The organism is Thioclava sp. ES.031 (assembly GCF_002563775.1).
In the GTDB taxonomy this organism is placed as follows: domain Bacteria; phylum Pseudomonadota; class Alphaproteobacteria; order Rhodobacterales; family Rhodobacteraceae; genus Thioclava.
The window spans coordinates 2739275-2765691 of the sequence record NZ_PDJO01000001.1; the positions used below are offsets into that span (position 1 = coordinate 2739275).

At 64.3% G+C, this 26417-nt stretch carries 23 protein-coding genes; 11 read left to right on the plus strand and 12 right to left on the minus strand.

What is annotated here, in order from left to right; translation table 11 throughout:
* Positions 1–760: 760 nt before the first annotated feature.
* Positions 761–3445, minus strand: a complete 2685-nt coding sequence (locus AXZ77_RS13045) for a UvrD-helicase domain-containing protein (RefSeq protein WP_098412550.1) — start codon at positions 3443–3445, stop codon at positions 761–763.
* Positions 3446–4000: 555 nt separating this feature from the next.
* On the opposite strand from AXZ77_RS13045, the gene AXZ77_RS13050 reads away from it, so the two are divergent.
* From AXZ77_RS13050 to AXZ77_RS13060, 3 genes are all read left to right on the plus strand, one after another.
* The gene (locus AXZ77_RS13050) at positions 4001–4414 is read left to right on the plus strand and encodes a hypothetical protein (RefSeq protein ID WP_098411481.1); all 414 of its coding nucleotides are present in this window, start codon (positions 4001–4003) and stop codon (positions 4412–4414) included.
* 312 nt (positions 4415–4726) lie between these two features.
* Positions 4727–5077: a hypothetical protein gene (locus AXZ77_RS13055; RefSeq protein ID WP_098411482.1), complete on the plus strand. Its 351-nt coding sequence runs from the start codon at positions 4727–4729 to the stop codon at positions 5075–5077.
* 70 nt (positions 5078–5147) lie between these two features.
* Positions 5148–5465: a hypothetical protein gene (locus AXZ77_RS13060; protein WP_141536275.1), complete on the plus strand. Its 318-nt coding sequence runs from the start codon at positions 5148–5150 to the stop codon at positions 5463–5465.
* Positions 5466–5893: 428 nt separating this feature from the next.
* Here AXZ77_RS13060 and AXZ77_RS13065 read toward each other — a convergent pair whose 3' ends face one another.
* Positions 5894–8158, minus strand: coding sequence for an adenosylcobalamin-dependent ribonucleoside-diphosphate reductase (locus tag AXZ77_RS13065; RefSeq protein ID WP_098411484.1), 2265 nt, complete (start codon positions 8156–8158; stop codon positions 5894–5896).
* A 159-nt stretch (positions 8159–8317) separates the two neighbouring features.
* Here AXZ77_RS13065 and AXZ77_RS13070 point away from each other — a divergent pair, with 159 nt between their 5' ends.
* Complete coding sequence (locus tag AXZ77_RS13070; protein ID WP_098411485.1) at positions 8318–8743, plus strand: DUF1489 family protein; 426 nt, start codon at positions 8318–8320, stop codon at positions 8741–8743.
* Here AXZ77_RS13070 and AXZ77_RS13075 read toward each other — a convergent pair.
* From AXZ77_RS13075 to AXZ77_RS13105, 7 genes are all read right to left on the minus strand, one after another.
* Entirely contained in the window at positions 8740–9060 is a 321-nt protein-coding gene (locus AXZ77_RS13075; protein ID WP_098411486.1) for a hypothetical protein, read from the minus strand. The two genes, AXZ77_RS13070 and AXZ77_RS13075, sit on opposite strands and share 4 nt — an antisense overlap.
* 117 nt (positions 9061–9177) lie before the next feature.
* Entirely contained in the window at positions 9178–10785 is a 1608-nt protein-coding gene (gene pgi / locus AXZ77_RS13080) for a glucose-6-phosphate isomerase (RefSeq protein ID WP_098411487.1), read from the minus strand.
* Positions 10786–10801: 16 nt separating this feature from the next.
* Positions 10802–11473, minus strand: a complete 672-nt coding sequence (gene pgl / locus AXZ77_RS13085; protein WP_078542867.1) for a 6-phosphogluconolactonase — start codon at positions 11471–11473, stop codon at positions 10802–10804.
* A complete protein-coding gene (zwf, locus tag AXZ77_RS13090) occupies positions 11470–12924 on the minus strand; it encodes a glucose-6-phosphate dehydrogenase (RefSeq protein ID WP_098411488.1) in 1455 nt (484 codons plus the stop codon). Before zwf ends, pgl begins: the two co-directional genes overlap by 4 nt.
* Before the next feature lie 106 nt (positions 12925–13030).
* Positions 13031–13531, minus strand: a complete 501-nt coding sequence (locus tag AXZ77_RS13095; RefSeq protein WP_098411489.1) for a DUF2478 domain-containing protein — start codon at positions 13529–13531, stop codon at positions 13031–13033.
* Between the two features lie 64 nt (positions 13532–13595).
* On the minus strand, positions 13596–14138 hold the full coding sequence (locus AXZ77_RS13100; RefSeq protein ID WP_098411490.1) for an RSP_2648 family PIN domain-containing protein: 543 nt from the start codon (positions 14136–14138) through the stop codon (positions 13596–13598).
* Positions 14138–15346 (minus strand): RSP_2647 family RNA methyltransferase, encoded by a 1209-nt coding sequence (locus AXZ77_RS13105; protein WP_098411491.1) that lies wholly within the window; start codon positions 15344–15346, stop codon positions 14138–14140. Before AXZ77_RS13105 ends, AXZ77_RS13100 begins: the two co-directional genes overlap by 1 nt.
* A 240-nt stretch (positions 15347–15586) precedes the next feature.
* Between AXZ77_RS13105 and edd the strand changes: the two genes are divergently transcribed.
* Together edd and eda are read left to right on the plus strand one after the other, a co-directional pair.
* Positions 15587–17392, plus strand: coding sequence for a phosphogluconate dehydratase (gene edd / locus AXZ77_RS13110; RefSeq protein ID WP_098411492.1), 1806 nt, complete (start codon positions 15587–15589; stop codon positions 17390–17392).
* Positions 17393–17525: 133 nt separating this feature from the next.
* On the plus strand, positions 17526–18167 hold the full coding sequence (gene eda / locus AXZ77_RS13115; RefSeq protein ID WP_075775624.1) for a bifunctional 4-hydroxy-2-oxoglutarate aldolase/2-dehydro-3-deoxy-phosphogluconate aldolase: 642 nt from the start codon (positions 17526–17528) through the stop codon (positions 18165–18167).
* A 6-nt stretch (positions 18168–18173) separates the two neighbouring features.
* Here eda and AXZ77_RS13120 read toward each other — a convergent pair whose 3' ends face one another.
* Both AXZ77_RS13120 and AXZ77_RS13125 read right to left on the minus strand, forming a co-directional pair.
* The gene (locus AXZ77_RS13120; RefSeq protein WP_098412551.1) at positions 18174–18440 is read right to left on the minus strand and encodes a hypothetical protein; all 267 of its coding nucleotides are present in this window, start codon (positions 18438–18440) and stop codon (positions 18174–18176) included.
* Positions 18441–18455: 15 nt separating this feature from the next.
* On the minus strand, positions 18456–21230 hold the full coding sequence (locus tag AXZ77_RS13125; protein ID WP_098411493.1) for a glutamine-synthetase adenylyltransferase: 2775 nt from the start codon (positions 21228–21230) through the stop codon (positions 18456–18458).
* Between the two features lie 122 nt (positions 21231–21352).
* On the opposite strand from AXZ77_RS13125, the gene AXZ77_RS13130 reads away from it, so the two are divergent.
* The 5 genes from AXZ77_RS13130 to AXZ77_RS13150 all read left to right on the plus strand — a co-directional run bounded on the left by AXZ77_RS13130 (position 21353) and on the right by AXZ77_RS13150 (position 26110).
* Positions 21353–21820, plus strand: coding sequence for a YbaK/EbsC family protein (locus AXZ77_RS13130; protein WP_098411494.1), 468 nt, complete (start codon positions 21353–21355; stop codon positions 21818–21820).
* A gap of 127 nt (positions 21821–21947) precedes the next feature.
* Positions 21948–22403 (plus strand): DUF2852 domain-containing protein, encoded by a 456-nt coding sequence (locus AXZ77_RS13135; protein WP_098412552.1) that lies wholly within the window; start codon positions 21948–21950, stop codon positions 22401–22403.
* Positions 22404–22542: 139 nt separating this feature from the next.
* On the plus strand, positions 22543–23373 hold the full coding sequence (locus AXZ77_RS13140; RefSeq protein ID WP_098411495.1) for an arginyltransferase: 831 nt from the start codon (positions 22543–22545) through the stop codon (positions 23371–23373).
* 234 nt (positions 23374–23607) lie between these two features.
* Positions 23608–24705, plus strand: a complete 1098-nt coding sequence (locus tag AXZ77_RS13145; protein ID WP_098411496.1) for a TRAP transporter substrate-binding protein — start codon at positions 23608–23610, stop codon at positions 24703–24705.
* Between the two features lie 292 nt (positions 24706–24997).
* Positions 24998–26110 carry a TRAP transporter substrate-binding protein gene (locus AXZ77_RS13150; RefSeq protein ID WP_098411497.1) on the plus strand — a complete coding sequence of 371 codons (1113 nt, stop codon included), beginning with the start codon at positions 24998–25000 and terminating at the stop codon, positions 26108–26110.
* Between the two features lie 75 nt (positions 26111–26185).
* On the opposite strand, the gene AXZ77_RS19610 is transcribed toward AXZ77_RS13150, so the two are convergent.
* Positions 26186–26353, minus strand: a complete 168-nt coding sequence (locus AXZ77_RS19610; protein WP_158522199.1) for a hypothetical protein — start codon at positions 26351–26353, stop codon at positions 26186–26188.
* Positions 26354–26417 lie beyond the last annotated feature (64 nt).

Genomic DNA, 26417 nt, shown 5'->3' on the forward strand with positions numbered 1-26417 from the left:
AAGACCTATACTTCCCCGCTAAGAGGTCCGTGGGTGGAGCGCCTAAACTAAACTTGGCGCTCGGACATCGCCTACCTGTCAATCAGCAAGAAATCTTGACCCCCAATCGTCGCCCGAATTTGCCTCCCTACCTTGGCGCAACGAGAGCTGGACCGATGCGGTGTAGCCATCACATGGCGCCGCCGTATCGGACCAGCGGGTCTTCGGTCACTCGCGGGGCTTGAACCGCCAGCTCTCATGGCCAGTTTCGACGATGTCGCAATGGTTTCCGAGGGCCTCGGCATCACCTTGCTGCCCGATCTGGCGGTGCGTGCAGTCGCCGTGTGCGCGGCAGAGATACATTTGTCTCCGCTGCCCAATGCCTGCCCCAGACAAGTCGTCCTTGCCTCGCGTCCGGGTTCGGCACGCAGATCGCTCTTTCACAAGCTGGGGGAGGTTTTGATCAACGGGGCCGGGTCAACGTAAAACCGTTAGGCTCGAAACTTGCTAACCCGAAACAAAAATCCAAAGTGAGTGCGGCGAAAGCCCTCTTCCCGCCCTTTGTGTCGATCAGCCTGGTCCCGAACCGTTGGCCGCGCTGAAGGTCCACTTTCTCGATAGATCGGCTTTGCCTTCGCGGTAGCAGCGAACGGCCGCTCTCCGCCCTTCCGGTCGACCTTGGGTGTGATGCTGCGTCTTGCAGGAAGGGCAGCGAGGGGCTCCCAACGGGCCTTCATCGCAGATTACACCGATGGCGTTTGGATAGCGCTCTCTCAGCATGTCATACGCATTTCTGCAGCTTGGCTTTTCCATCGCAGTCTGGGAAGCGGACACAACTGAGGAATGCTCCATATCGGCCGCGCCGTTCGACTAACCATCCTGCTTCGCAACTGGGGCAGGCCCGCTGGCTCTCGCCGCAATCAGCGCAAACCAGATCTCCACTGGTTCGGGAACGGACCGGAAGGCCGACACCGCAGGCCGGGCAAGCGGGCATGCGACTACCGCACAACTTCACATGCTCGCAGCGATACCAGTCGCGACCGTCCTTGCCTGCCATGTGAAGCAGACGCCCGCCGCAACCCGGACAGGTGTGGGTGTGCTTCTGGGCCTCCAAGGGCACAGTCACGCCGAACTCCGGTTCTTTCACCAGCTCTTCGACGAAGACGGAGGGTCGCGTCTCCGATGCAAGGATGGTCACGGTCCGACGGGCCCGGGTCACGGCGACATACATGACGCGCCGTTCTTCGGCGTTCGGATATGGCTCGGCCTCGGGCGATACCAGGCTGAGCAGGGGGTCGTCGACGATCATCGACGGGAAGCCCATCCTGGCGTTGTCGACGCCAAGGATGATGACGTAATCGGCCTCGAGGCCCTTCGATGCGTGAATGGTCTTGAAGGTGATCGTCGCCCCGGGGTTCTGGCGCTGAAGCCGCCCGATATCGGGCCGCAGGAAACGATAACGCCCGAGGATGAGGATGGACGGCTTCCCACCACCCTTTCCTTCTGTGGCGGCGAGAGCTGCCACCGTGTCGTTCAAGGTCGTCTCCCCGGTGTCGCGGCGCGTCCAGGCGATCCTGATCGACGGCTCGTCCGTCTCGCCTGCCGGGATCACCGTCTTGGTGATCTGAGCGGGGTTACGGAGAACGAAGTGACGGGCGGCCAAGGCGATCTTGTCCACGGACCGGAAGGTCCGGCCGAGGTCGACGGTGCGATGGACACCAGTGGCTCCTGCAAAGGTGCCGCCGAACTCCGCGCCGAAGTTGCGCATGATGTGAATGTCCGACCCGGCGAAGCGGTAGATCGACTGCCAGTCGTCGCCGACGGCGAACACCTTGGCGTCGGAATGCTGGCGCTTGAGTGCCTGAATCAGTTTCGCTCGCCCGGTCGAGATGTCTTGAAACTCGTCGACGAGGATATGCTTGAACGGGCTCTGATAGCGCCCACTTTCTACAAAGGCCGTGGCGCGGTTCACCATGTCCTCGAAGTCGATCCGATCACCCAGGCGGGATTGATATTCCCGGAAGACGGCGCCGAATATCTTCAGGAATGCTTCGGCACGCTTCCCCATCTTCAGCGTTTGCGCCTTGTCCGAACAGTCCTCGACCCGGTACCCGCCGTTCTTGAAATGACGCAGGAAGGTGCCCATTAGCGAGGTAAAGCTGTCGACCGCGCCGACCTCGGCCACACGGTCGTAGATCTGGATGTCCGGGACCGGCCGCAGCGTGACGTGGGGGTTGAGCTTTTCGGCAAGAGCCTCGAGCAGTCGCCCTTCTTCACGCTCCCAGCTGTAGGTTTCGATCAGAATCGTCTCGTGCTCGGCATGGACTTGCCGCTTCCAATCCATGCCCTCAAGGTATTCATCGCGGTCGACATAGGGCGCCGTGGTCAACTCCTCCTTACCATCCCTGCCGCGTTTTTTGCGTACGCCGAAATGCTCGATGTAGACGCCGCTTTCTGTCAGCCGGAAATCTGGCGTGTAGACGCGACGCCCGGTCTTCTGGAGCTTGTGCTCGTAGCTCGGCTCGTATTCGTAGGCGATGCCGTTCCGGAACAGCCAGTTGGCGATCAGCAGCTCTTCGAAGCTGTTCACCGTCTCCCCTTGCAGCGTCCGCAGGTTGCGACTTTCGATCTGCGCATACCATTCGTGCTTGGTCTTGAAGTCCCACTCTGTCGGGAAGTCGTCGAAAAAACCGGCGAACCATCCGATCACGGTCTGCGCGATGTCACTGGCGGTCGCCACGATGTGCCGAAGGATCTCCTTCATGAGGGATAGGAAGGCCTTGTCGTCCGTCGCGGTCGGCGCCAAGGGGGGCTTCTCCCCTTCCACCTCACCGATGATCTCGTAGGCCAATGCGTGGAAGGTGCGCGCCGCCACGGGGACCCCGCACCGCGCCTCGATGCGCTCGGACATCTCGGTTGAAGCATCTTTGGCGAAGGCCAAGAGCAGGAGCTCGCTTGGCTTCCGTATCTCCGTCTTCACCAGGTATGCGGCCTTGGCCGTGATAACGCTGGTCTTGCCGGACCCGGCGCCGGCCAGAACCAACGTTGCATCCTCGTCGACGACCACCGACAGGCGCTGTTCCGGTGTCAGCGGCATGGATTCGACCGTGTCGAAGAAGTCTTTCCACCGAAGCAGCTGAGCTTCCACGAACGTCTCGATAGCCGCGTCCCGGACGGCGTTCGGATCAGCAGCGAAGGCCGCGATCGGGGCGATCCGGGAGATCACCCCGTCGCCAACGGCCTCGGCGTTCAGCTTGGAAAGCACGCGGCTGTTCAGATCGGCTGCGTCGCGCGCCAGCGGCGCTACATGGCATGCGGCAGGATAGACATCCGGCACCTTGAACACATCGAGCGCATCCAGGATGCGTCTGACCGCGGCGTCCTCCTTCTCCAGCTCCGCCCGATTGAAACTCGCCCAGGCGGTCGTAGCCGCCTCTGCAAACGTTCTGGCCGCAGAGGCATCCACCGCTGGCAAGGACAGGTTGCCGCCGCCGCCAAGATCGAGCAACAGCGACGACGAAAGAAGGCCTTTCCTCACTGAGGGGCGCGTCGCGATAGCGTCAAACCCTATCCAGGGCGAACCCGCCCCGCGTGCGGCAATGCCCCTGTCTCGCAGCGTCAGGGACCTTGGATGTCGACCGAGAGGGTCAACCAAGAACCTCAGGAAGGATTTTGAGGCGAGGTTCATTTGCACCAAACTACCAGTCTTTTCCAAGGTGTAGCAGATTTCGGACAGCCGGGAACCTTTCCGGACGCATTTCAGACGCGAATGGGCGCCTGCCCTGCTCATTTATTTCCGAGAATACATCTGACCGGCGACTTGCTGGGCCGGGACACCCGATTGCCACGGGCAATGGCGAAGTTTTTTCTTCGCCCCGCAGACTATTGGCCAATCTCCATTTCGAGGACCGAAACAAAGACCGGTGAGCCCAAGAGAAGAGAAGGAGGGGCACCCCGGAAACGACTGCGGACAGGCTTGATGCTGCCACGAACGGCAGACGCGCAACCAAGGAGGACCACCATGCTGCGTAAGTTCCCAACGAAGACCCTGCCCGCAGATCTACAACTCGCTGCCGTTCGCGCGCATTTCGACAAGCACGGATCCGCGCTGTGCAACGCCGCGGGGCTGATCGACGGCGACGCCGGAACGGCCCGTGTCCTGCGCCTCATGTCCCGCTTGCGCGAAGCCGCGCGCCTGGACTGGGCGACGCGCCGCAGGCTGGTCGATCTGCACCGCCTTTTGTCTCTCGACCCGGTCATCGATGGGTTCGAACCCGACCTTTCGTCCTGGGTTCTTCTCGATCCCGCGAGCCCGGAGGTGGAAGAGCTCTGCCTGCTCACCGACCGGCTCTATGACCTTCTGGTCGAGATCGGTGAACTGAACGATGAGCGGGATGCGCTGGCGCTTGCCCTCCCAGCGCAGGACGCGGCCTGAACTGCAGCGCCGACCATGCGCAGTTTGCACGGTCGGCGTCATGCTCCGGGATGAGCGCAAAGCGCAGCCTCCCGACAGGGCACCATCGGCGGCGGTACGGCCCAAGAACAGAAAAAATCATGCGCCCAGCAGATTTCTTCTTCGTCATCCCGATGAACGACCAATGTTCTCGTCACCAGCACCCAAGAACAGCCTTCGCAACCAGCCGAAAGGACCCTGCCAACGCCCCAGCATCTCCCCGCGACGGAACATGACGCCGATGAATCAGGCACACCAGCACCGTTTCCGCCACCGCATGAAAGGGAGATCATCATGCCCGACACCACCACACTCGACACCGCCGATGCGCGTCTCGGCGCCGCCTATGCGGTGGAGCAGCACCTCCGCCGCCACGGTGCGAGCCTCTGCGACCTCCTCGACGCGCTCGATGATCCGAGTGGGTTCGCGGCGCTCTGTGACCTGCACGGCGCGTTCGGGCAACCGATCCCGGATACAGATGCCATCGAGGTCGCCCTCCGCGACATCCGTCGCATCCTGGCTGACCAGGCGCCGACGTCGCTCGACAGGATAGGTCATGAGAGGGGCTTGCCAGCCTCCGACATGACCCTCTGGCATGGCGCGCGGGTCAGCGACCTTCTCGCGCGGTTCCGTCATGCTGACTGAGACTGGGGCACGCTGTGCCCTACAGGTGGCGCGCCAGCGCCGCCTGAGCGTCTATCCTGACGAGTTCGGGATGGAGCAGGATATCTGCGACGTGACACTGTGGCTCATCGAGAAGCACAGCCTGTCTCGTGTCCACGTGTGGGTGGACCGGCACTACACCCAGATCGGCCGGGAGATCGCCGGCGTGACCGTCATGACTTCGCCGAGCCACCCCGCACGGCTGAGCGACGCGGCGCACGACGCGTTTCTCGCGCTCGGCTACACGATCGAAGACACTCGCGCAGACACTTACGGCCACCAGTTCTGCGACGGCCATCACTCAAGGCACGAGATAATTCAGGCCTATGCGCGCATCGAGGACTTGCTGAGGCTCTGGCGATCACAATAACAAATACTTGAACACCTCGGACAAGGGCGGCGCAAGCCGCCCTTTTTGCATGCCTTGCGTTCGTTGGTGCAAGGCATGCCGACATTGCGCATCAACGTCTCGGCAAGTCTTCGAAACGGTCGCTGTTCTGCTCGTCCTGGAGAACTGGCCCACGGTGGGTGGCAGCGGAAGCTACGCCGCCAGCCCAAGAACGCCATCGGCTACGACCAAGCCGAAGAAAAATTCTGAAAACCGTTTCCCCGCCTGTTTCTTGTGCCCATAACTCACAGGACAAAGTCGAACCCTCGTTCTCGCGAGAAACGGCCGAAATAACGGAAAATCGGGCGCTTACGCCCGATTGACCTTATTCGCTTGCCGAATGGACCTCATAAGCCCGCCGGTGGCCACTAATTAGTAGTGGCCACATATGGCTCTTCAACTCACCCGGCTCAGCCGCATTTGGAGTGGCCGCAATCGGCGCAGGTCATACAGCCTTCGACCATCCGCAGGGCGTAGGAGCCGCAGGACGGGCAGGCTTTGCCGCGGGGGGCTTCGCCGATGGCCATGCGGTCGGCCTCGGGGTCGGATTTCAGGCCCAGCCCTTCGCCTTCGAGGAAACCGATCGAGATCATGTGACGCTCGATCACGCCGCCAATCGCCGCAAGGATCGAAGGGATGTATTTGCCCTGCATCCAGGCCCCGCCGCGCGGATCGAACACGGCCTTGAGCTCTTCGACCACGAAGGAGACATCGCCACCGCGCCGGAACACCGCCGAGATCATCCGGGTCAGCGCCACGGTCCAGGCGAAATGCTCCATGTTCTTCGAGTTGATGAAGACCTCGAAGGGACGACGATGACCGCCTTGGACGATATCGTTGATCGTGATGTAGATCGCGTGCTCCGAACCCGGCCACTTGATCTTGTAGGTCGAGCCTTCCAGCGCCGCGGGACGGTCCAGCGGCTCGGTCAGGTAGACCACATCGGCGCCCTCATCGACTTCCGGCGCGGCCTCGGAGGTTTCCGACACGCTGAGAACCGAGCCCGTCACGTCGTTCGGACGGTAGGTGGTGCAGCCTTTGCAGCCGGTGTCCCAGGCTTCCATATAGACCGATTTGAACGCCTCGAAGGGGATATCCTCGGGGCAGTTGATGGTCTTGGAGATCGAGCTGTCGATCCATTTCTGCGCCGCGGCCTGCATCCGGACGTGATCCATCGGCGCGAGGGTCTGGGCGTTGACGAAATAGTCGGGCAGCGGTTTGTCCCCGAACTTGTCGCGCCACATCTGCACCGCGTAATCGACCACTTCTTCTTCGGTGCGCGAACCGTCGGGCTGCAGCACCTTGCGCTTGTAGGCATAGGCGAAGACCGGCTCGATACCGCTCGAGACGTTGCCCGCGTAAAGCGAAATGGTTCCCGTGGGTGCGATGGAGGTCAGCAGCGCGTTGCGGATACCGTGCTCGCGGATCGCCTCGCGGACGTCGTCATCCATCTGCATCATGTTGCCCGAGGCGAGGTATTTCTCGGCATCGAACAGCGGGAACGGCCCCTTTTCCTTCGCGAGATCGACCGAGGCGAGATAGCTCGCCCGCGCGATCTGCTTCATCCAGACTTCGGTCTGTGCGGCGGCCTCTTCCGAGCCATAGCGCAGGCCCAGCATCAGGAGCGCGTCGGCAAGACCGGTCACACCCAGACCGATGCGACGCTTGTTCTGCGCCTCTACGCGCTGCTGCTCCAGCGGGAAGCGCGAGGCGTCGACCACGTTATCCATCATGCGGATCGCAAGGCGCACCATCTCGTCGAGCTGCTCGGGGTCCAGACCCGCATCCGCCTCGAACGGGTTCGTCACCAGACGTGCGAGGTTGATCGAGCCCAGCAGGCACGCGCCATAGGGCGGCAGGGGCTGCTCGCCGCAGGGGTTGGTCGCGGCGATCTGCTCGACATAGTTGAGGTTATTCATCTTGTTGATGCGGTCGATGAAGATCACGCCCGGCTCGGCGTAGTCATAGGTCGCGCGCATGATCTTATTCCAAAGATCGCGGGCGTTCAGCGTGTGATAGACCTTGTCGCCGTATTTCAGGTCCCACGGACCGTCGGCCTTCACGGCCTCCATGAACGCGTCGGTCACCAGCACGGACAGGTTGAACATCCGCAGCCGCGCCGAATCCTGCTTGGCGGTGATGAAGCTCTCGATATCGGGGTGGTCGCAGCGCATCGTCGCCATCATCGCGCCGCGCCGCGAGCCCGCCGACATGATCGTGCGGCACATCGCATCCCAGACATCCATGAAGCTCAGCGGACCGGACGCATCGGCGGCGACGCCCTTAACCTCGGCCCCGCGCGGGCGGATGGTGGAGAAGTCGTAGCCGATTCCCCCGCCCTGCTGCATCGTCAGCGCGGCTTCCTTCAGCATGTCGAAGATGCCGCCCATGTTGTCAGGGATCGTTCCCATGACGAAGCAGTTGAACAGCGTCACCGCGCGGCCGGTGCCGGCCCCCGCGGCGATCCGGCCTGCAGGGAGATATTTGAAATCTTCCAGCGCGCCGTAGAATTTCTCTTCCCATTTCGCGGGCTTATCCTCGACCTCGGCCAAGGCGCGCGCGATCCGGCGCCAGCTATCCTCAACGGTCGCGTCGATCGGGGTCCCGTCCTGTTCCTTCAGACGGTATTTCATGTCCCAGATCTGTTCGGCAATCGGGGCGGCAAAACGGCTCATGAGGTCCTCGTTGGCAGCAGTTCGAGTGAGGTAAAAATCGAAAACCCCCTCCGCATATCGTGCGTCGGGGGCGGGCTGACACTATACCTAAGGCCTCTTCGCATGACCAGACGCAAATCGGACATTGCCGTCGCGAGACCGAAAACCTAATTAGGGAGCATGGGTGACAAAGTGGTGAATCTGATCAAACTGTGCGTCGGCGCCGAGAAGGTCGAAGACCTGATCGCGTGGCAGGCCAGCCGCTACGGCCAGGGTCCGGCCATGCATGTCACGCGCATGTGGCCGAAACGCGCGGACGAGATCCTGAACGGCGGGTCGCTATACTGGGTCTTCAAGGGCGCGGTGCTGGCGCGCCAGCGCGTGCTGGAGCTGTCCGAAGTGATGGGCGCCGACGGTATCGCGCGCTGCGCGATCGTTCTCGACCGCGAGGTCGTCCGCACCGAGGCGCTGATGCGCCGCCCCTTCCAGGGCTGGCGTTACCTCAGCCCCGAGGATGCGCCCCGCGATCTGCCCAAAGGCCGCGCCCGCGAAGAGGCCCTGCCCCGCGAGCTTGCCGTGGCACTGTCCGAGATCGGCCTGCGTTAAGCGGCGAGCCAGCTTTCCGCCTCTCCTTGCGCGGTGAAGATGCGAAATGCTCCGCCCTCGCCCTGCATGCTCGCCTCGGAGCGCATATCCTCCGGCACGACCAGCGCGCAGCGCCCGGCCTGACCGTCTTCGCAGCTTTGGCGCAGCCCGCCGATCAGCTCCGCCATGTAGCCGTCGAAGCGCGGCGCGACGACCACCATCATCCGATCCGCGGACCCGACGAGGCGCATCGCCTCGGTCACATCATGTTTAAGAACGGTGCCGGAGGCGATCAGACCGACCACGCCTTCGGGGCTATCTTCCATCGAGTCGATCATCGTGGAATTCCTTTGTTCGAACACCAGTCGGCGAGGCGCTTCGCCCCACCTCCAAGCTGAACGGACGGATGTACGCCCCGGTTCCGCCCGGAGGCGGCACCGTCAACGAAGCCTGATCTAGCCGCGCAGCGATTGCACACGCGCGACAAGCTGCCGGGTGGAGCCGTCCTTGCCCTCGCCCGCATCCTCGCCCTTCAGAACCGGAGCCAGTGCCAGCGCCAGTTCCTTGCCCAGCTCCACGCCCCATTGATCGAAGCTGTTGATGCCGAGGATCACGCCTTCGACGAAGACGCGGTGCTCGTAAAGCGCGACGATCCCGCCGAAGACCTCGGGGATCAGTTTCGGATAGAGCAGCGTCGTCGACGGCCGCGAGCCCGGGAAGACACGGTGGCGCGCCTGGCGGTCCAACTCGTCGCCCTCGAAGCCCTTCTTGCGCATGATCTCGGTCGCCTCGGCCAGCGAGCGGCCCCGCATCAGCGCCTCGGATTGGGCCAGACAGTTGGCCACGAGCAGCAGATGCTGATGCGCCAGATCGGGCTCGTGCCCCTCGGCGGCGACCATGAATTCGCAGGGAATGACCCGCGTGCCCTGGTGGATCAGCTGATAGAACGCGTGCTGGCCGTTGGTGCCCGGCTCGCCCCAGACGACGGGGCCGGAATTGTAAGGCAGGTCCTTGCCATCCATGCTGACGCGCTTGCCGTTGCTCTCCATCTCCAACTGCTGGAGATAGGCCGGAAGACGCGCAAGCCGTTGATCATAGGGCAAAACCGCGCGCGTGGCATAATCGCAGAACTGGTTGTGCCAGATGCCGACCAGCGCCAGCAGCACCGGCAGATTGTCCTTGAATTCGGCCTTGCGGAAATGCGCATCCATCACCGCCGCGCCCTTGAGGAAATCCGCGAAACCCTCCGGCCCGATCGCGATCATCAGCGACAGCCCGATCGGCCCCCACATCGAATAGCGCCCGCCGACCCAATCGGCGAACCCGAAGACGCGGGCCTGATCGATCCCGAAGGCGGCGGTCTTCTCAGCCGAGGTCGAGAGCGCCGCGAATTGCTGCGCCGGGTCCGAGACCTTCTCGGCCATCCACCGCTTCGCGGTCTCGGCATTGGTCATCGTCTCGATGGTGGTGAAGGTCTTGGAGGCCACGATCACCAGCGTCGTCTCCGGGTTCAGACCGGCCAGCGTGTCATGGATATGCGCCCCGTCCACGTTGGAGACGAAATGGCAGCGCGGCCCGTCGTGATAGGGCGCGAGCGCGAGCGTCGCCATCGCCGGGCCCAGATCCGAGCCGCCGATGCCGATATTCACCACATCGGTGATCGCGCCGCCCTGCCCCGTGAAGGTGCCCTCGCGGACATCGCGCGCGAACGCCTCCATACGGGCATAGGTCGCGCGGACCTCGGGCATGACGTTCTCGCCATCGACGAACACGTCCGTGTCGAGATTGCGCAGCGCGGTATGCAGCACCGCACGGCCCTCGGTGTCGTTGATCTTCTCACCGGTGAACATCGCCTCGGCGCGGGCCGCGACTTCCTTCTCCTCGGCCAGCTTCACCAGCAGATCGAGCGTCTCCGCATCGATATTGGTCTTGGAGAAATCGAACAGAAACGGCCCGGTTTCGCGGCAGAACCCCGCAGCGCGATTACCCTTTTCGAACAATTCCCCGATTTCGCGGGATTGTACGGATTGCGCCTTGTCGAGGAGGTCTTGCCAGATGGTCATCGCTTGCTCTGCCCAGTTATTCAGCCCAGTGAACGGTCGCGTCCTTGAGAACGGCGCGCACCGGCGCCTGTTCCACGGGGAGCCTCTCGGCCGCTTCGATCGCCGCGCGCTTCTCCGCGCCGGTGATCAGGATATGCGTATACATCGCGTCGCGCAGCACGGGTGCGGACAGGGTGATACGCGGCTCGCCCGCAGCTTCGGCCCGCATCGGCAGCAAGATCGGCGCATCGTTCGACAGCGCCTCTTTCAGCCGGTCGGCGCCCGGGAAAAGGCTCGCCGTATGCATATCCGCGCCCATGCCCAGAAGCAGGACGGAAATCGGCAGATGCGGCGCGATGCCCTCGGCCAGTTCCGCCATCTTGTCTTCGGGCCGCTCCGCCTCGGCATAAAGCGGCACCAGCGTCGCCGCTGCCGCCCGCCCCTTCAGGAGCCGCGCACGGATCAGGCGCGTGTTAGACCGCTCCGAGCTCTCGGGCACCCAACGCTCGTCATTGAGGAGCACCGCGACCTTGGACCAGTCCAGATCAATGTCGGAAAGGATATCGAAGATCGGACCGGGCGTGGAGCCGCCGGGCACCGACAAGGTCGCGCGGCCCTCGTTGTTGATCGACGCGCGCAACTGGCTCGCGATGCGATCCGCGAGCCCCATCATCAGCATCTCGCGATCTGGATAACTCTCAAAGTTCATTCGCGAATCTCCCGCCAGCGGCGTCCGTCGCGATGCATCAGCATCAACGCGTCATCGGGCCCCGACGCGCCGCTGTCATAGGTTTGAGGTTTGTCGCCGCGCGCCTCCCAGCCCTCGATGATCGGGTCGGTCCAGGCCCAGGCCGCCTCGACCTCGTCGCCGCGCATGAACAGCGTCTGGTTGCCGCGGATCACGTCCATGATCAGGCGCTCATAGGCGTCGGTGATGTCGGCCTCGTCGCCCAGAGCTTCCGCGAAGGACATATCGAGCGGCACCTGAACCAAGCGCATCCCGCCCGGCCCCGGCTCCTTGATCATCATCTTCAGGTTCATGCCCTCATTGGGCTGCAACCGGATCACCAGCACGTTCTCGCGCCACTCGCCCTCGGCGTCGTCGAAGATCTGGTGCGGCGGCTCCTTGAAGGTGATCGCGATCTCGGAGGTGCGCGCGCGCAGCCGCTTGCCGGTGCGCAGATAGAAGGGCGTGTTCACCCAGCGCCAGTTCGCGACATGGCATTTCATCGCGATATAGCTCTCGGTCGTCGACTCCGGGTCCTCGGCATCTTCGAGATAGCCGGGCGCATCCTTGCTCGCCGCGTATTGGCCCCGCACGATATCGGCGGGCTGGACGGGCTGGAGCGCGCGGATCACCTTGAGCTTCTCGTCGCGCACCGCATCGGGGTCGAAGTGGTAGGGCGGCTCCATCGCGATCAGGCACAGAAGCTGCATCATGTGGTTCTGGACCATGTCGCGCATCGCGCCCGACTTGTCATAATACGACCCGCGACCGCCGACGCCGACCGTTTCGGCCACGGTGATTTGCACATGATCAACAAATTGGCTGTTCCAGAGCGGCTCGAACAGGATGTTGGCAAAGCGCACCGCCATCAGGTTCTGCACCGTCTCTTTGCCGAGATAATGGTCGATCCGGTAGATCTGCGTCTCGTCGAAATACTCCGCCAGCGCCGCGTTGAGCGCCTTGGCCGAGGCGAGGTCGCGCCCGAAAGGTTTCTCGACCACGATCCGCGCCTCCGGCCCCGCGATACCGCGCGTGTGCAGGCGCTCGGCCAGATCGCCGAACAGCGCCGGCGCGACCGAGAAGTAGAACGCATTGACGGTGTCGCCGCGGACTTTCGACTTCAGATCGTCCCAGCCGCCATCGCCTTTCGCGTCGATCGCGACATAGTCGAGCATCGGCAGGAAACCATCCAGCGCGCCTTCGTCGTCGCATTTACTGCCGCCGAATTCGGCGATTGCGGCGCGGGTCTGATCGCGGAATTCCTCTGCGGTCATCTCCGAGCGCGCAGCCCCGATTATGGTGGATCCTTCGGGAATTTGTCCGGCGCAATAGCGGCGAAACAGGCCGGGGAGAATTTTGCGATTGGCGAGGTCGCCAGTGGCGCCGAAAATCACCAGGTCGAAACGATCGACGGGAATGACGCGCGAAACCATGGGCTGCTCCGTGTTTGGGGTCCGTTAGCGCTAACGACCCCCTTTTACTCACCTTACCTGAACAAGTCTAGCATGGGAGCGACATGAGACAACGCGAGGGCGCGGATTAAGCGCCCTCACGCGAGAGAAACGCCTCAAGCGCCTGAATTTCCGGCACGATTTCTTCGGCCATACCTTCTGCGAAAGTCATGAAATCGGCGCGCGTTTCGGGCGGAACGGACAGAAGCACCGGAAAATCGGAGGCCATCGCCTGCGCGATCAGGTCGCGACACCCGCGCCCTGCGGCCTCCTGTTTGCCGAATTTGTTGAGGATCACGATGGCACCCGGCTGCGCCATCTCAAGCGCATGGCCGACCTGTGCGACGACCTCTTCGAGCGCGCCTGCATCGAGCGAACAGGCCCCCGCGCCCTGCCCCAGATCCTGCGAGATCGTGCGGGTTTCGCCCTCGGGCAAGAGGCGCAGATGCATCTCGCACTCGAAGCGCTGCGGCACCTCTGCGCGCACCATGCCGATCACGTCGCGCCCCTGCGACAGCAGCCTGTCGGCGAGCTGGGCAAGGAGCTTGTCGGCCGCGCCGCGCTCTTGGCATGTGATGAACCCGATCATTGCGCCTGTTTGGCGAGGCTTTCGCGGGCGGTCAAGGGGCCACACCCCGACACGCGTCGCGAGCTCACGCCGCCAGCGCCTTACCGAAACGCGGCAGACGCGCGCGTTTCATCAGCGCCCGGATCGGCTGCGGCTCGCCCGACAGGCGCTCGGCCTCGGCGCGCACGGCCTCGGTGACGGCACGCATCTGCTCAGGATGTTCGGACAGAAGCTGCCAGAGGAAGCCGTCCGGATCGCGCCGCTCCAGCCCCTCGCCCGCCAATGTGCCGCGCGGAAAATCCTGCGCGTTGAAGGTGAGGATCGCGTCGGCACTGCCCGCAATCGCTACCGCCAGCACGTGAAGGTCATTCTCGTCGGGCAGCACCAGCCGCGCCTCGATCCCCGGCTGGGCGGAAATCTCGGCCTTCGGGAACCCCGCACGCAAAAGCGCGATTTCGCCGCGTGCGATGGCCTCGTCGGCAGGCGCGCGACGGGCCGCCGCGCGCGCCCATTCCTCGAGAATCCGCGCCGACCAGAGCGGACGGTAGAGCCCCGCCTTGGCCGCCCCGATCAGGATCTCGCGCAGCACCGTCGGGTAGAGCACGCAGGCATCGAGCACGACCCGCATCAGTCGAGCCGGAAGAACAGGGATTTCAGATAGCCCGATTCCGCCAGCTGCGGCAGCATCGGGTGATCGGGCCCGGCATAGCCGGTATGGATCAGCTGCGCCGACCGCCCCGCCTTGCCGATACCCCGTGTGCAGGCTGCGCGGAATTGCGACAGATCGGCAGCGTGCGAACAGGAGCACAGCACCAGATAGCCGCCCGGCTCGACCAGCGGCGCGGCCATGCGCGCGATCCGCTCATACGCGCGCAGCCCCGCCTGCAGTGCGGGCTTGGCGGGCGCGAAGGCGGGCGGGTCGCAGATCACCAGATCGAAGCGCTCCCCTTCCCGGCCCAAAGCGTCGAGCGTGTCGAAGGCATCGCCCTGACGCGTGGCGAAGCGGTCCGCCATGCCCATCGCGGCCGCGCCCTTGGTCGCAAGATCCAGCGCCGGGGCCGAGGCATCGACCGACAGCGCCGACGTCGCACCACCTGCCAGCGCGGCCAACGCGAAGCCGCCCACATGGGAGAACACGTCGAGGACCCGCGCGCCCTCGGCCAGCCGTGCGGCAAAAGCGTGGTTCGGGCGCTGGTCATAGAACAGGCCCGTCTTCTGCCCGCCCATCAGGTCGGCAAGGTAGATCGCGCCGTTCATCGGCACCTCGACCGGCGCCTCGATCCCGCCGCGCAGGGTGAGCATGTCCTCGTCCAGCCCTTCGAGCGTGCGCGCGCGCCCCGCCGCGTTCTTGATGATCGTCGTGACGCCCGTCACCTCGGCCAACGCGGCCTCGAGATCGGCGATCATGACCTCCGACCATGCCGCATTCGGCTGGATCACCGCCGCATCGCCGAAGCGGTCGATGATGACGCCGGGCAGCCCGTCCGCCTCGGCATGCACGAGCCGGTAGAACGGCGCATCGAACAAACGGGCACGCATCTCCAGCGCGCGGGTCAGCTTCGCGGCGATCCAATCGCGGTCGATCACCGCCTCCGCGTCGCGGCTCATCACCCGGCCGATGATCTTCGAGTTCGGGTTGACCGTCACCGTCGCGAGCGGGCGGCGCTCGCCATCCTCCAGCGTCGCGATCGTGCCGGGCGCCAGCGCCTTGGTGCGCCGGTCGGTCACCAGCTCATCGGCATAGACCCAAGGAAAGCCGTGGCGGATCGCGCGAGCCTCGGCCTTCGGGCGTAGCCGAACGGTCGGGCGGGTGGCGGTGTCTTCGGACTGGCTCATCGGATGCTCCTTGCGCGCGCTGTCTCAAGCGCCGCCTTCCTAGCGCCAAGCGACGGGGCGCGAAAGCCCTCGCGCTTGCCGCCTCCCCGCTCTGCCCCAGATAATCGACAAAGGGAACGGGTTGCGGCGTTAGCGCTAACATGATAGCGAAGAGGCGACCGCGATCCGCGCCCGCTGCGCGAGCGGCCCGCAAGGGCTGCATATTCCGCATCAGATGCATAGCAAGGAAAGGCCCCGCCGATGACCCTCGATGCCACAATCGCCCGTGTGACCGACCGAATCCGCGCCCGCTCCGAAGGCCCGCGCGGCGACTATCTTGCCCGGATGCAGGCGGCAGCCGATGCAGGCCCCGCCCGCGCGCATCTCAGCTGCGGCAATCAGGCCCACGCCTATGCGGCCATGGGCGAGGACAAAGACGCGCTCGCGGCAGAGCGCGCGCCGAATGTGGGCATCGTGACGGCCTATAACGACATGCTCTCGGCGCACCAGCCTTTCGAGACCTTCCCGCAGACGATCAAGGCGGCGCTGCGCGAAGTCGGCGCCACCGCACAGGTCGCGGGCGGCGTGCCCGCGATGTGCGACGGGGTCACGCAGGGCCAGCCGGGGATGGACCTGTCGCTCTTCTCGCGCGACGTGATCGCGATGGCGGCGGCGGTCTCGCTGAGCCACAACACCTTCGACGCGGCGCTCTACATGGGCGTTTGCGACAAGATCGTGCCCGGCCTGATCATGGCGGCGGCGACCTTCGGCCATATCCCGGCGATCTTCATTCCCGCCGGGCCGATGACCTCGGGCCTGCCCAATGACGAGAAAGCCAAGGTCCGCCAGCAATTCGCCGCGGGCGAAGTGGGCCGCGACGCGCTGATGGAGGCCGAGATGGCCTCCTATCACGGCCCCGGCACCTGCACGTTCTACGGCACGGCGAACACCAACCAGATGCTGATGGAGTTCATGGGGCTGCACCTTCCGGGCGCGTCCTTCGTGAACCCGAACACGCCGCTGCGCGAGGCGCTGACGGTCGCAGGCGCGAAACGCGCCGCCGAGATCACTGCGCTTGGCAACGACTACCGCCCGGCCTCGGAAGTGCTCGACGAGAAAGCTTTCGTGAACGGCCTCGTGGGGCTGATGGCCACGGGCGGCTCGACCAACCACATTCTGCACCTGCCCGCGATGGCGCGGGCTGCTGGGATCGTGCTCGATCTCGAAGATTTCGACGAGATTTCTTCGGTCGTGCCGCTGATGGCGAAGGTCTATCCGAACGGGCTCGCCGACGTGAACCACTTCCACGCGGCGGGCGGGCTGCAATTCATGATCCGTCATCTGCTTAGTGCGGGCCTGCTGCACGAGGATGCGAAGACCGTCGCGGGCGACGGCCTCACCCGCTACACGCAGGAGCCGAAGATCACCGAGAACGGGCTGATCTGGGAAGAGGCCGATCCCGAGAGCCAGAACGAGAAAATCCTGCGCAAACCCGCCGATCCGTTCCAGAAAACGGGCGGCCTCAAGCAGCTCGAGGGCAATCTCGGGCGCGGCGTGATCAAGGTCTCCGCCGTCAAGCCCGAGCGCCACATCATCGAAGCGCCGGTGCGCGTCTTCAAGGAACAGCACGAGGTGAAGGACGCGTTCAAGGCGGGCGAGTTCACCTCCGACACGATCGTCGTCGTGCGCTTCCAGGGGCCGAAAGCGAACGGGATGCCGGAGCTGCACTCGCTGACCCCGACCCTCGCAGTGCTGCAGGATCGCGGGCTGAAAGTGGCGCTGGTCACCGATGGCCGGATGTCGGGCGCCTCGGGCAAGGTTCCGGCGGCGATCCATGTCTCGCCCGAGGCCGCCGATGGCGGATCGCTTGCGAAGCTGCAAGACGGCGATATGGTGCGGCTCGACGCGACGACGGGCGAGCTGACCTGCCTGACCGAAGGTTTCGAGAGCCGCACGCCAGTCGTGCCCGACCTCAGCGGCAACCAGTACGGCCTCGGCCGCGAGCTGTTCGGCGCCTTCCGCACCCATGTCGGCCCGTCCACCAAAGGCGCCTCCGTGGTGCTGTGAGTTTTCTTGCCTCCGGCGGGGATATTTGTACCAAGGCGAAGACAGGGTTCTGCTTTCGGCTTGGCGATAAATATCCCCCGCGGAGCGTCCTGCCCTCTCCGCCCGCGCGGGCGGCCCAGACTGGAGTGATCCGATGACCCCTAGCGAACAATCCGCATCCGCCCGCAAGATCTGCGAACTGGCCCCGATCGTGCCGGTGATCGTGGTGAAGGATGTGGCCCATGCCGCCCCTCTGGCCAAGGCGCTCGTCGCGGGCGGGCTGCCTGCGCTGGAAGTGACCCTGCGCACGCCCTGCGCGCTCGACGCGATCCGTGCGATGGCCGACGTCGAAGGCGGCGTGGTGGGCGCGGGCACGCTGCTGACCCCGGCCGATGTGAAGGCCGCGAAAGCCGCGGGCGCGAAATTCGGTGTGTCACCCGGCGCGACCGAGACGCTGGTGAAAGCCTGCGAAGATGAAGGCCTGCCGCTTCTGCCCGGTGCCGCCACCGCGTCGGAGGTGATGAAGCTTCTGGAGATGGGTTACGACGTGCTGAAGTTCTTCCCGGCGGAAGCTTCGGGCGGCGCGCCTGCGCTGAAGGCGATCGGCGCCCCGATCCCGCAGGTCAGCTTCTGTCCGACGGGCGGCGTCAGCATGAAAAACGCCAATGATTACCTGAGCCTGCCCAACGTTCTTTGCGCAGGCGGCTCCTGGGTCGCGCCCGATGCGATGGTGCAATCGGGCGACTGGGCCGGGATCGAGGCGCTCGCACGCGAGGCGGCGGCGCTGCCGCGCTGATCACCTTCAAGGACGGCGCGCCCGCCAGCCGCCCCGCCGCATCGGCGGGCTGCTTTCGCGGGTCAGACCTTCTTCGAGCACCCGGGTCATCGGGTGCTCGGGCGGCGCTTGATACGCCGCGAGCACGGTGCGCATCGCTTCGCTCGCATCCATCCCGGGGCCAAGGCTCAGCGCCCAATCCATGAAGATCGAGCGGCACTCTTCCGTGCTGATCCCGTCGATCTTGAAGCTCTCGCGGATCAGCCCCTTCGGGTCCGCCTCGATCAATTCCATCAGTTTGCGCGCCATTCAGCCCTCCAGAGCCCTGTCCACAATGGCGGCCGTCTCGGTCGTGACCTCGTTCAGACGCGCCGCCAGAGCATCGAGATCATCCAGCCCCGTCTCGCGCAACAGGAAAGCGCGGCCGCCCTCCCCGATCGCCGCCATATCCAGACGTTTTTCGCTCAGCAAGCGCCCGCCTGCCTGCAGCCGCCACAGGAAACGATAGGCGGTGGCGAGCTGTTCGCCCTCCTCGCGCGTCACGAACCCGCCGCGCGGTCCTGCGCGCAGTTGCGCCTCGACCTTACGCGCCGGGACGCCCGCACGGAGCGCGAAGCTTTGCGCCAGAAGCTCGATATCCTGCAGCCGTCCGGGACCGACCTTCGCCTCCCAATCGCCATCGGGGGCCTTGGCCGCGAAGATCCGGGCGCGCATCTGCGCCAGATCGTGGAGCACCGCGTCTCCGCCGCCTTTCGCCTCCAGAACCTTGAGGCGGATCGCCTCGACCCGGTCGGCCAGATCGGCGCATCCCGCGACGGGCCGCGCCCGGGTCAGCGCCAGATGCTCCCAGGTCCAGGCCTCTTCCATCTGGTAGCTCTCGAAGCTTTGCACCGAGGTCGCAACGGGCCCTTGTCGCCCCGAAGGCCGCAGCCGCATATCGACCTCGTAGAGCATCCCCTCCGGCATCGGCGCGCTGAGCGCGGTGATCAGGGCCTGCGTGAGCTTCGCGTAGTAAGCCCTTGAGGCGATGGGCTTCTTGCCTTCGGAAAACTCCTGCCCGTCCGCGTCGTAGATCACGATCAGATCGAGATCGGACTGCGCGTTCAGGCGTTCCGCGCCAAGGCTGCCCATCCCCAGAACCACCGCACCCTTGCCCGGGCACGGCCCGTAGCGGCGCGCGAATTCGCCCTGAACGGCTGGCCAGAGCGCGCCCAGAACCGCGCCGGCCACATCGGCATATTGGCCTGCGGCCTCGGACGCATCGACGAGGCCGCGCAGATGATGCACGCCCACGCGGAACTTCCATTCCTTCGCCCAGCGCCGCGCCGCGATCAACGCGGCCTCGTAATCGCCCGCCCGCTCCAGCAGCCGCGCAAGATCGGCCTCCAGCGCCGGCTTGCCCGGCCAAGGCGCGAAGAACGAGCCGCCCAGAACCGCGTCCAGCACCCCGGCATTGCGCGACAGGTAACTCGCCAGCCCCGGCGCCGTGGCGCAGATGTCGACGATCAGATCGACGAGTTGGGGATTGGCCTCGAAGAGAGAGAACAACTGCACCCCGGCGGGCAGCCCCTTGAGGAAGCCGTCGAACTGGGTCAGCGCCTCCTCCATATTTGCCGCGCGCCGCATCCGGTCGAGAAGTTCCGGCTCCAGCCGCTTGAAGATCGCACGCCCGCGTTCGGATCGCAGCGCCGGATAGCCCGTCCAGCCCTCGACAATCTCGCGCGCGGCTTCGCTCAGGTCGGGACGCTCGGCGGCGGCATCGGGGGCGAAGAAATCATTCGTCAGCCCTTCGACCCGCTCCAGCCGGTCGCGCAGCCGGTCACGCCAGCGTGCCACATCCGCCTCGCCCATCATCGCGGCGATCCGCGCGAGCCCCTCTTCGTTGCCGGGCAGAATCTGGGTCTGGGCGTCGCCCACCATCTGCAGACGGTGCTCGATCTCGCGATGCTCGCGGTAATGATCGATCAACTCCTCCGCCACGTCCTCGGGCACCCAAGTCTTCGCCGCGAGCGCGCGCAGACCGCCCACGGTGGTCCTGTCGCGCAGGCTCTCGTCGCGCCCGCCTGCGATCAATTGCCGGGTCTGGGTGAAGAACTCGATTTCGCGGATACCGCCCTGGCCGAGCTTGATATTGTGGCCCGCAACCTCGATCGGGCCGTGCAGCCCCTTATGCTCGCGGATGCGCAGGCGCATGTCATGGGCGTCCTGAATGGCCGCGAAATCGAGGTGCTTGCGCCAGACGAAAGGCCGCAGCCGTTCGAGGAACTGCTCCCCCGCCGCGATGTCGCCCGCGCAGGGCCGCGCCTTGATATAGGCCGCGCGCTCCCATGTCCGGCCCTCGGCCTCGTAATAAAGCTCCGCCGCGCCCATCGAAATACAGACCGGCGTGACGGCGGCATCGGGGCGCAGACGCAGATCGGTGCGAAAGACATAGCCCTCGGCGGTGCGGTCGTTGAGCATCGCCGCCATCTTGCGCGTCGCCCGGATCAGCGCGCTGCGCGCCTCCATCGCATCGTCGGGATCGTAGCGGCTTTCGTCGAACAGGCAGATCAGGTCGATATCGGAGGAGTAGTTCAGCTCCCGCGCGCCCATCTTACCCATCGCGAGCGCGACCATCCCGGCGGCACTCTCTATATCCTCATTGGTCGCCCCGGGGATCTTGCCGCGGCGGATTTCCTCGGCCACCAGCCGCTTCATCGCCAGATCGACCGCAATATCGGCAAGCCGCGTCAGAGCGCCGGTCACTTCCTCGAGGCACCAGACGCCGCCGAGATCGGCAAGCCCGGCCAGCAACGCGACGCGACGCTTCGCCCGACGCAGCTCTGACGGCAGATCGGCGAGGGGCACGGGCGTGATCCGCGCGAATTCCTCGGCCAGCGCCGCTTCGGGATTGCCCGAAATCGCGGGGCGAAGCCACTCGGCCTCTTTCTCCATCAGGCCTTTGAGATAAGGGCTGCAACCTGCCGTGCCCCCGAGCAATTCGCGCAACTCCGGCGCGAGGTCGGAAAACAGCTCTTCGGCTTCGGCGGCGCGGTCGCGCTCGAAAGGCAGGGGCGAACAGGTGAGACGCGAGGCAAACGGCATGGCGCCATGCTTACGCCGCCAAGCGGGCCGGTCAATGGGGATTGCTGTCGCGCGACATCTGGCCATAACTACACCCGCACCGGCGCGCCCGCGCCCGACTTCAGACCATCCGGAGCCTCGCCATGAGCAAATCCCTCAAACGCGTCCGTGCCGCCCTCGAAGCCGCAGGCGCGAAATTCGAGATCACCGAGCCGGGCGAGGCCCGTACCGCCGAGATGGCCGCACAGGCGGTGGGCTGCGAGGTCGACCAGATCGCCAAATCCATCATCTTTCGCGGCGAAAACAGCGGCCATGTCGTACTGTTCATCACCGCAGGCGGCAACCGGGTAAGCGCCGAGAAGGCAAACGCCGTCGCGGGCCAGCCCTTGGGCAAGGCCGATGCGGCGCTGATCCGGGCGGAGACGGGCTTCGCGATCGGCGGCGTCGCGCCCCTTGGCCATGTCGGCCCGGTGACGGCTTTCCTCGACTCCCGGCTGTTCGATTTCGACACCGTTTGGGCCGCAGCGGGCACGCCACGGCATGTTTTCGCCATCTCCCCGGCCGATCTGGAACGGATCAGCGGCGCGAAACAGGCCGATTTCACCGAATAAAACAAAGCGAATCCGGTGGCTTGCGCGAAAAATGTAAAAAACATTTACATACCCTCTTGCAAGAACCGCCCAGACTTCCGATCTTGGGTATGTGAAAGGAATTCACATGCTCAACCCGGAGGTTCAAATGTCCGCCTATTCCACCAACTCCATGCCCGTCGCGGTTGGTAACTGGTTTACCCGCGCCGTTAACTGGATGGATGGGAACGGCCCCGGCGCCTGGATCGCGCTGATGGTGGCCGGTTTCATTTTCGCAGGCCCCCTCGGCCTCGTCATTCTCGCTTTCATCCTGTTCACCGGCCGCTTCGGGCGTCGCTGGCGCACGGGGCAGGCGGTGCACAAGCGGAGCTTCGGCTGCTGCGGCAACACCAATGTCCATGTCTCGCGCTCGACCGGCAACGCCGCGTTCGACGCCTACAAGGCCGACACGCTCGAGCGGCTGCAGCGCGAACAGCAGGAATTCGAAGAGTTCCTCGGCCGTCTGCGCGAAGCCCGCGACAAGGCAGAGTTCGACCAGTACATGGAAGAGCGCGCCAAGGAAGCGGCTCAGTCGGAGGACAGCTCCGAAGAGGCGAAAGCCTAACCATATAGACAGTTTGAGACATGATTTGAGCGCTCCGGTTGACCTAACCGGGGCGCTTTCTATGTCATCAACATGAAACACTTGGCGGGTGCGCACTCCTTTGCTAGCCTGCCTCGACCCCTCCCCGACGAGGCTATTCATGCGCCATTCGCTTCCGCTTGCCCCGCAGTTCTATGTAACCGCGCCGCAGCCCTGCCCCTATCTGGACGGCAGGTCGGAACGGAAATTGTTCACCGCATTGCAGGGGGACACGGCCGAGAAGCTCAACAACGCCCTGTCACGGCAAGGCTTCCGGCGCTCGCAGAATGTGCTGTATCGGCCCTCCTGCGCAGATTGCACCGCCTGCCTGTCGGCCCGCATCCGGGTCGCCGATTTCAAATCGTCGAAATCGCAGCGCCGTGTGATGAAGAAGAACGGCGACCTGCGGCGCACCGCGACCTCTCCTTGGGCGACCGAGGAGCAATTCGCGCTGTTCCGCCGCTATCTCGATGCGCGCCACGCCGATGGCGGCATGGCTGACATGGACATCTTCGAATTCGCCGCGATGATCGAGGAGACGCCCGTGAAGTCGCGCGTGATCGAATATCGCGAGACCGCCGCCACGCCCGACAGCATGCGCGCCCTGATCGCGACCTGCCTGACCGATGTGCTCGATGACGGGCTGTCGATGGTCTATTCCTTCTACGAGCCCGAGCGGATCCGCGACTCCCTCGGGACCTACCTGATCCTCGACCATGTCGAGATCGCGAAACGCGTGGGCCTGCCCTACGTCTATCTGGGATATTGGGTGCCCGGCTCGCCGAAGATGAACTACAAGGCGAACTTCTCCGCGCTCGAGATCTACAAGGGCGGTCAGTGGACCGATATCGGCGACCCGGCCAGACACGAGACCGAGACTCACCCGCTTTCCGTGCCGCCGATCGCCGAGCAGGTCGCCCGGATTCAACTCCCCGACACACGCAATAGTTGAGCGATACCCGGCTGCGGGCGCCGCTCTTGCAGGCAGTTGCTCAACGGCTCGGCAGGCGCCCTCTGTCAACTCATTTTTTCAAAACTATTCCGTGACTTCCGGCGATTACGGGCCCGTGATCTCTGGACACTCCCGGCCCGTGGTGAAACGGTCCCCGCAGCCCCACCACGGAGGATACGAGGTGGGCGGCGAGGCCTCGCCTCGCGAACCGGAGTAACTATGGGAGGTTCCTAAATGGACCGTCGTTCGTTTCTGACGAAAGCCGCGCTGGGTAGCGCGGCCGCGAGCACGCTGGCAGCGCCCGCGATCGCACAAAGCAACCCGCAGATCACCTGGCGTCTCGCCTCGTCCTTCCCCAAGTCGCTCGACACGATCTATGGCGGCGCGGAAGTGATGTCGAAGATGGTCGAGGAAGCCTCGGACGGCAACTTCAAGATTCAAGTTTTCGCCGCAGGCGAGATCGTCCCCGGCCTGCAGGTCGCCGACGCGGTGATGAACGGCACGGTCGAAGCCTGCCACACCGTCGGCTACTACTTCTGGGGCAAAGACCCGACCTGGGCGCTCGGCGCAGCTGTGCCCTTCTCGCTCAACGCGCGCGGCATGAACGCATGGCACTACCACGGCGGCGGCATCGAGCTCTATAACGAGTTCCTCGGCAAGCAGGGCCTCTACGGTCTGCCGGGCGGCAACACCGGCGCACAGATGGGCGGCTGGTTCCGCAAGGAGATCTCGACGGTCGAAGACCTCAAGGGCCTCAAGATGCGTGTCGGCGGCTTCGCGGGCAAGGTGATGGAAAAGCTCGGCCTCGTGCCGCAGCAGATCGCCGGCGGCGACATCTACCCGGCGCTCGAAAAAGGCACGATCGACGCGACCGAATGGGTCGGCCCCTATGACGACGAGAAGCTCGGCTTCTACAAGGTCGCGCCCTACTACTACTACCCCGGCTGGTGGGAAGGCGGCCCGACGGTCCACTTCATGTTCTCGAAAGAGAAGATGGAAAGCCTGCCGAAACAGTACCAGCAGCTCCTGCACACCGCCTCGCAGGCGGCCGATGCGGACATGCTGCAGAAATACGACATGAAGAACCCCAAGGCGCTCAAGACGCTGGTCGCCAACGGCACCCAGCTGCGCGCTTTCTCCCCCGAGATCATGCAGGCCTGCTTCAAGGCAGCCAACGAGGTCTATTCGGAAATGGAAGCGAACAACCCGGAATTCGCGAAGATCTGGGGTTCGATCAAGGACTTCCGCAAGGACTGGTTCACCTGGGAACAGCTGGCCGAGTTCAACTACGATTACTTCATGATGAGCGAAGCCAACAAAGGCGAGCTGTAAGCCGCCCAAACTGGTCAAGCCAGAGAACCGAAGCCCCGGCGCCCTGTGCGTCGGGGCTTTTTCTTTGCCTCAACGGCGGGAGATGTATCGAGGAAATTCTGCGCTTGCAATGCTGTGCTGCAGCAAGCTTTCGAAACTGTGACCATATGCGACATAAAATTACTTGCAGGCCGGTTTACACGTGGAACCGGTCAAGTATTGTGACCGCAATGCCCACACCGGAGGGAACGCAATAAATGGAGCGGTGTGGTCAGAAAAATTGACAGACATCCACGACTTGGGAGGATACCATATGGATCGTCGTTCTTTCCTGCGCAAAGGTGCGCTTGGCGGGGCAGCCGCAGCTGCTGGTAGCGCACTCGCCGCACCGGCTATCGCGCAAGAAACCCCTACCGTGACGTGGCGCTTGACCTCGTCCTTCCCGAAATCGCTCGACACGATCTACGGCGCCGCCGAGACGATGGCGAACTACGTCAAGGGCATGACCGACGGGAAATTCAACATTCAGGTCTTCGCGGCGGGCGAAATCGTCCCCGGCCTGCAGGCGATGGACTCGGTGTCGAACGGCACCGTCGAGGCCTGCCACACCGCCTCCTACTACTACTGGGGTAAAGATCCGACCTTCGCCTTCGCGACCGCAGTGCCCTTCGGCCTGAACATGCGCATGCAGAACGCCTGGTTCTACTATGGCGGCGGCAACGACCTGATGAACGAGTTCTATTCGAACTACAACATCACGGCTTTCCCGTGCGGCAACACCGGCGCCCAGATGGGCGGTTGGTTCCGCAAGGAAATCAACACCGTCGAAGACATGAAGGGCGTGAAAATGCGCATCGGTGGCTTCGGCGGCAAGGTCGTCGAGAAGCTCGGTGTGGTGCCGCAGCAGATCGCGGGCGGCGACATCTACCCGTCGCTCGAAAAAGGCACGATCGACGCCACCGAATGGGTCGGCCCGTACGACGACGAGAAGCTCGGCTTCTACAAAGTCGCGCCCTATTACTACTACCCCGGCTGGTGGGAAGGCGGCGCCTGTCTGCACGCCATGTTCAACAAGAACGCCTATGAGCAACTGCCCGAGGCCTACAAGGTCGCGCTGACGGCGGCGACGCAGGCGGCGAACTCGGACATGATGGCGTCCTATGACTACAAGAACCCGAGCGCGCTGAAGAAGCTGCTGGGCCAAGGCGCGCAGCTGCGTCCGTTCAGCCAGGAAATCCTGGAAGCCTGCTTCAACGCGGCGAACGAAGTCTATGCCGAGATCAACAGCTCGAACGCAGCGTTCAAGAAGATCTACGACAGCCAGTTCGCATTCCGCAACGACGCCTATGGCTGGTGGCAGCTGTCGGAGTTCAACTTCGACTACTTCATGATGCGCCAGCAGGCTGCGGGCAACCTCAAGCTCTGAGCCGCGTCTCGCGTGAATTGAGAAGGCCCCGGGGTTCGCGCCCCGGGGCCTTTTCTATTGGTCTGGTTACAAATCTTACTTCGTCGTGGCGGCGCCAACCGTGGCACCGGCCACGGCGCCAACCGGACCTGCAACCACGAGGCCGCCGACACCGCCGGTGGCTGCACGTTCGGTCGCGTTGTCACCACATGCCGCGAGCGAAACCAGCAGGCCGCCCGCCATCAAGATCGTCGCAATTCGCATCTTCTCGTCCTTTCGATTGCAGCCGCTACGCGCGGCTTCCCCAAGGACAAGACGCCGAAACGCC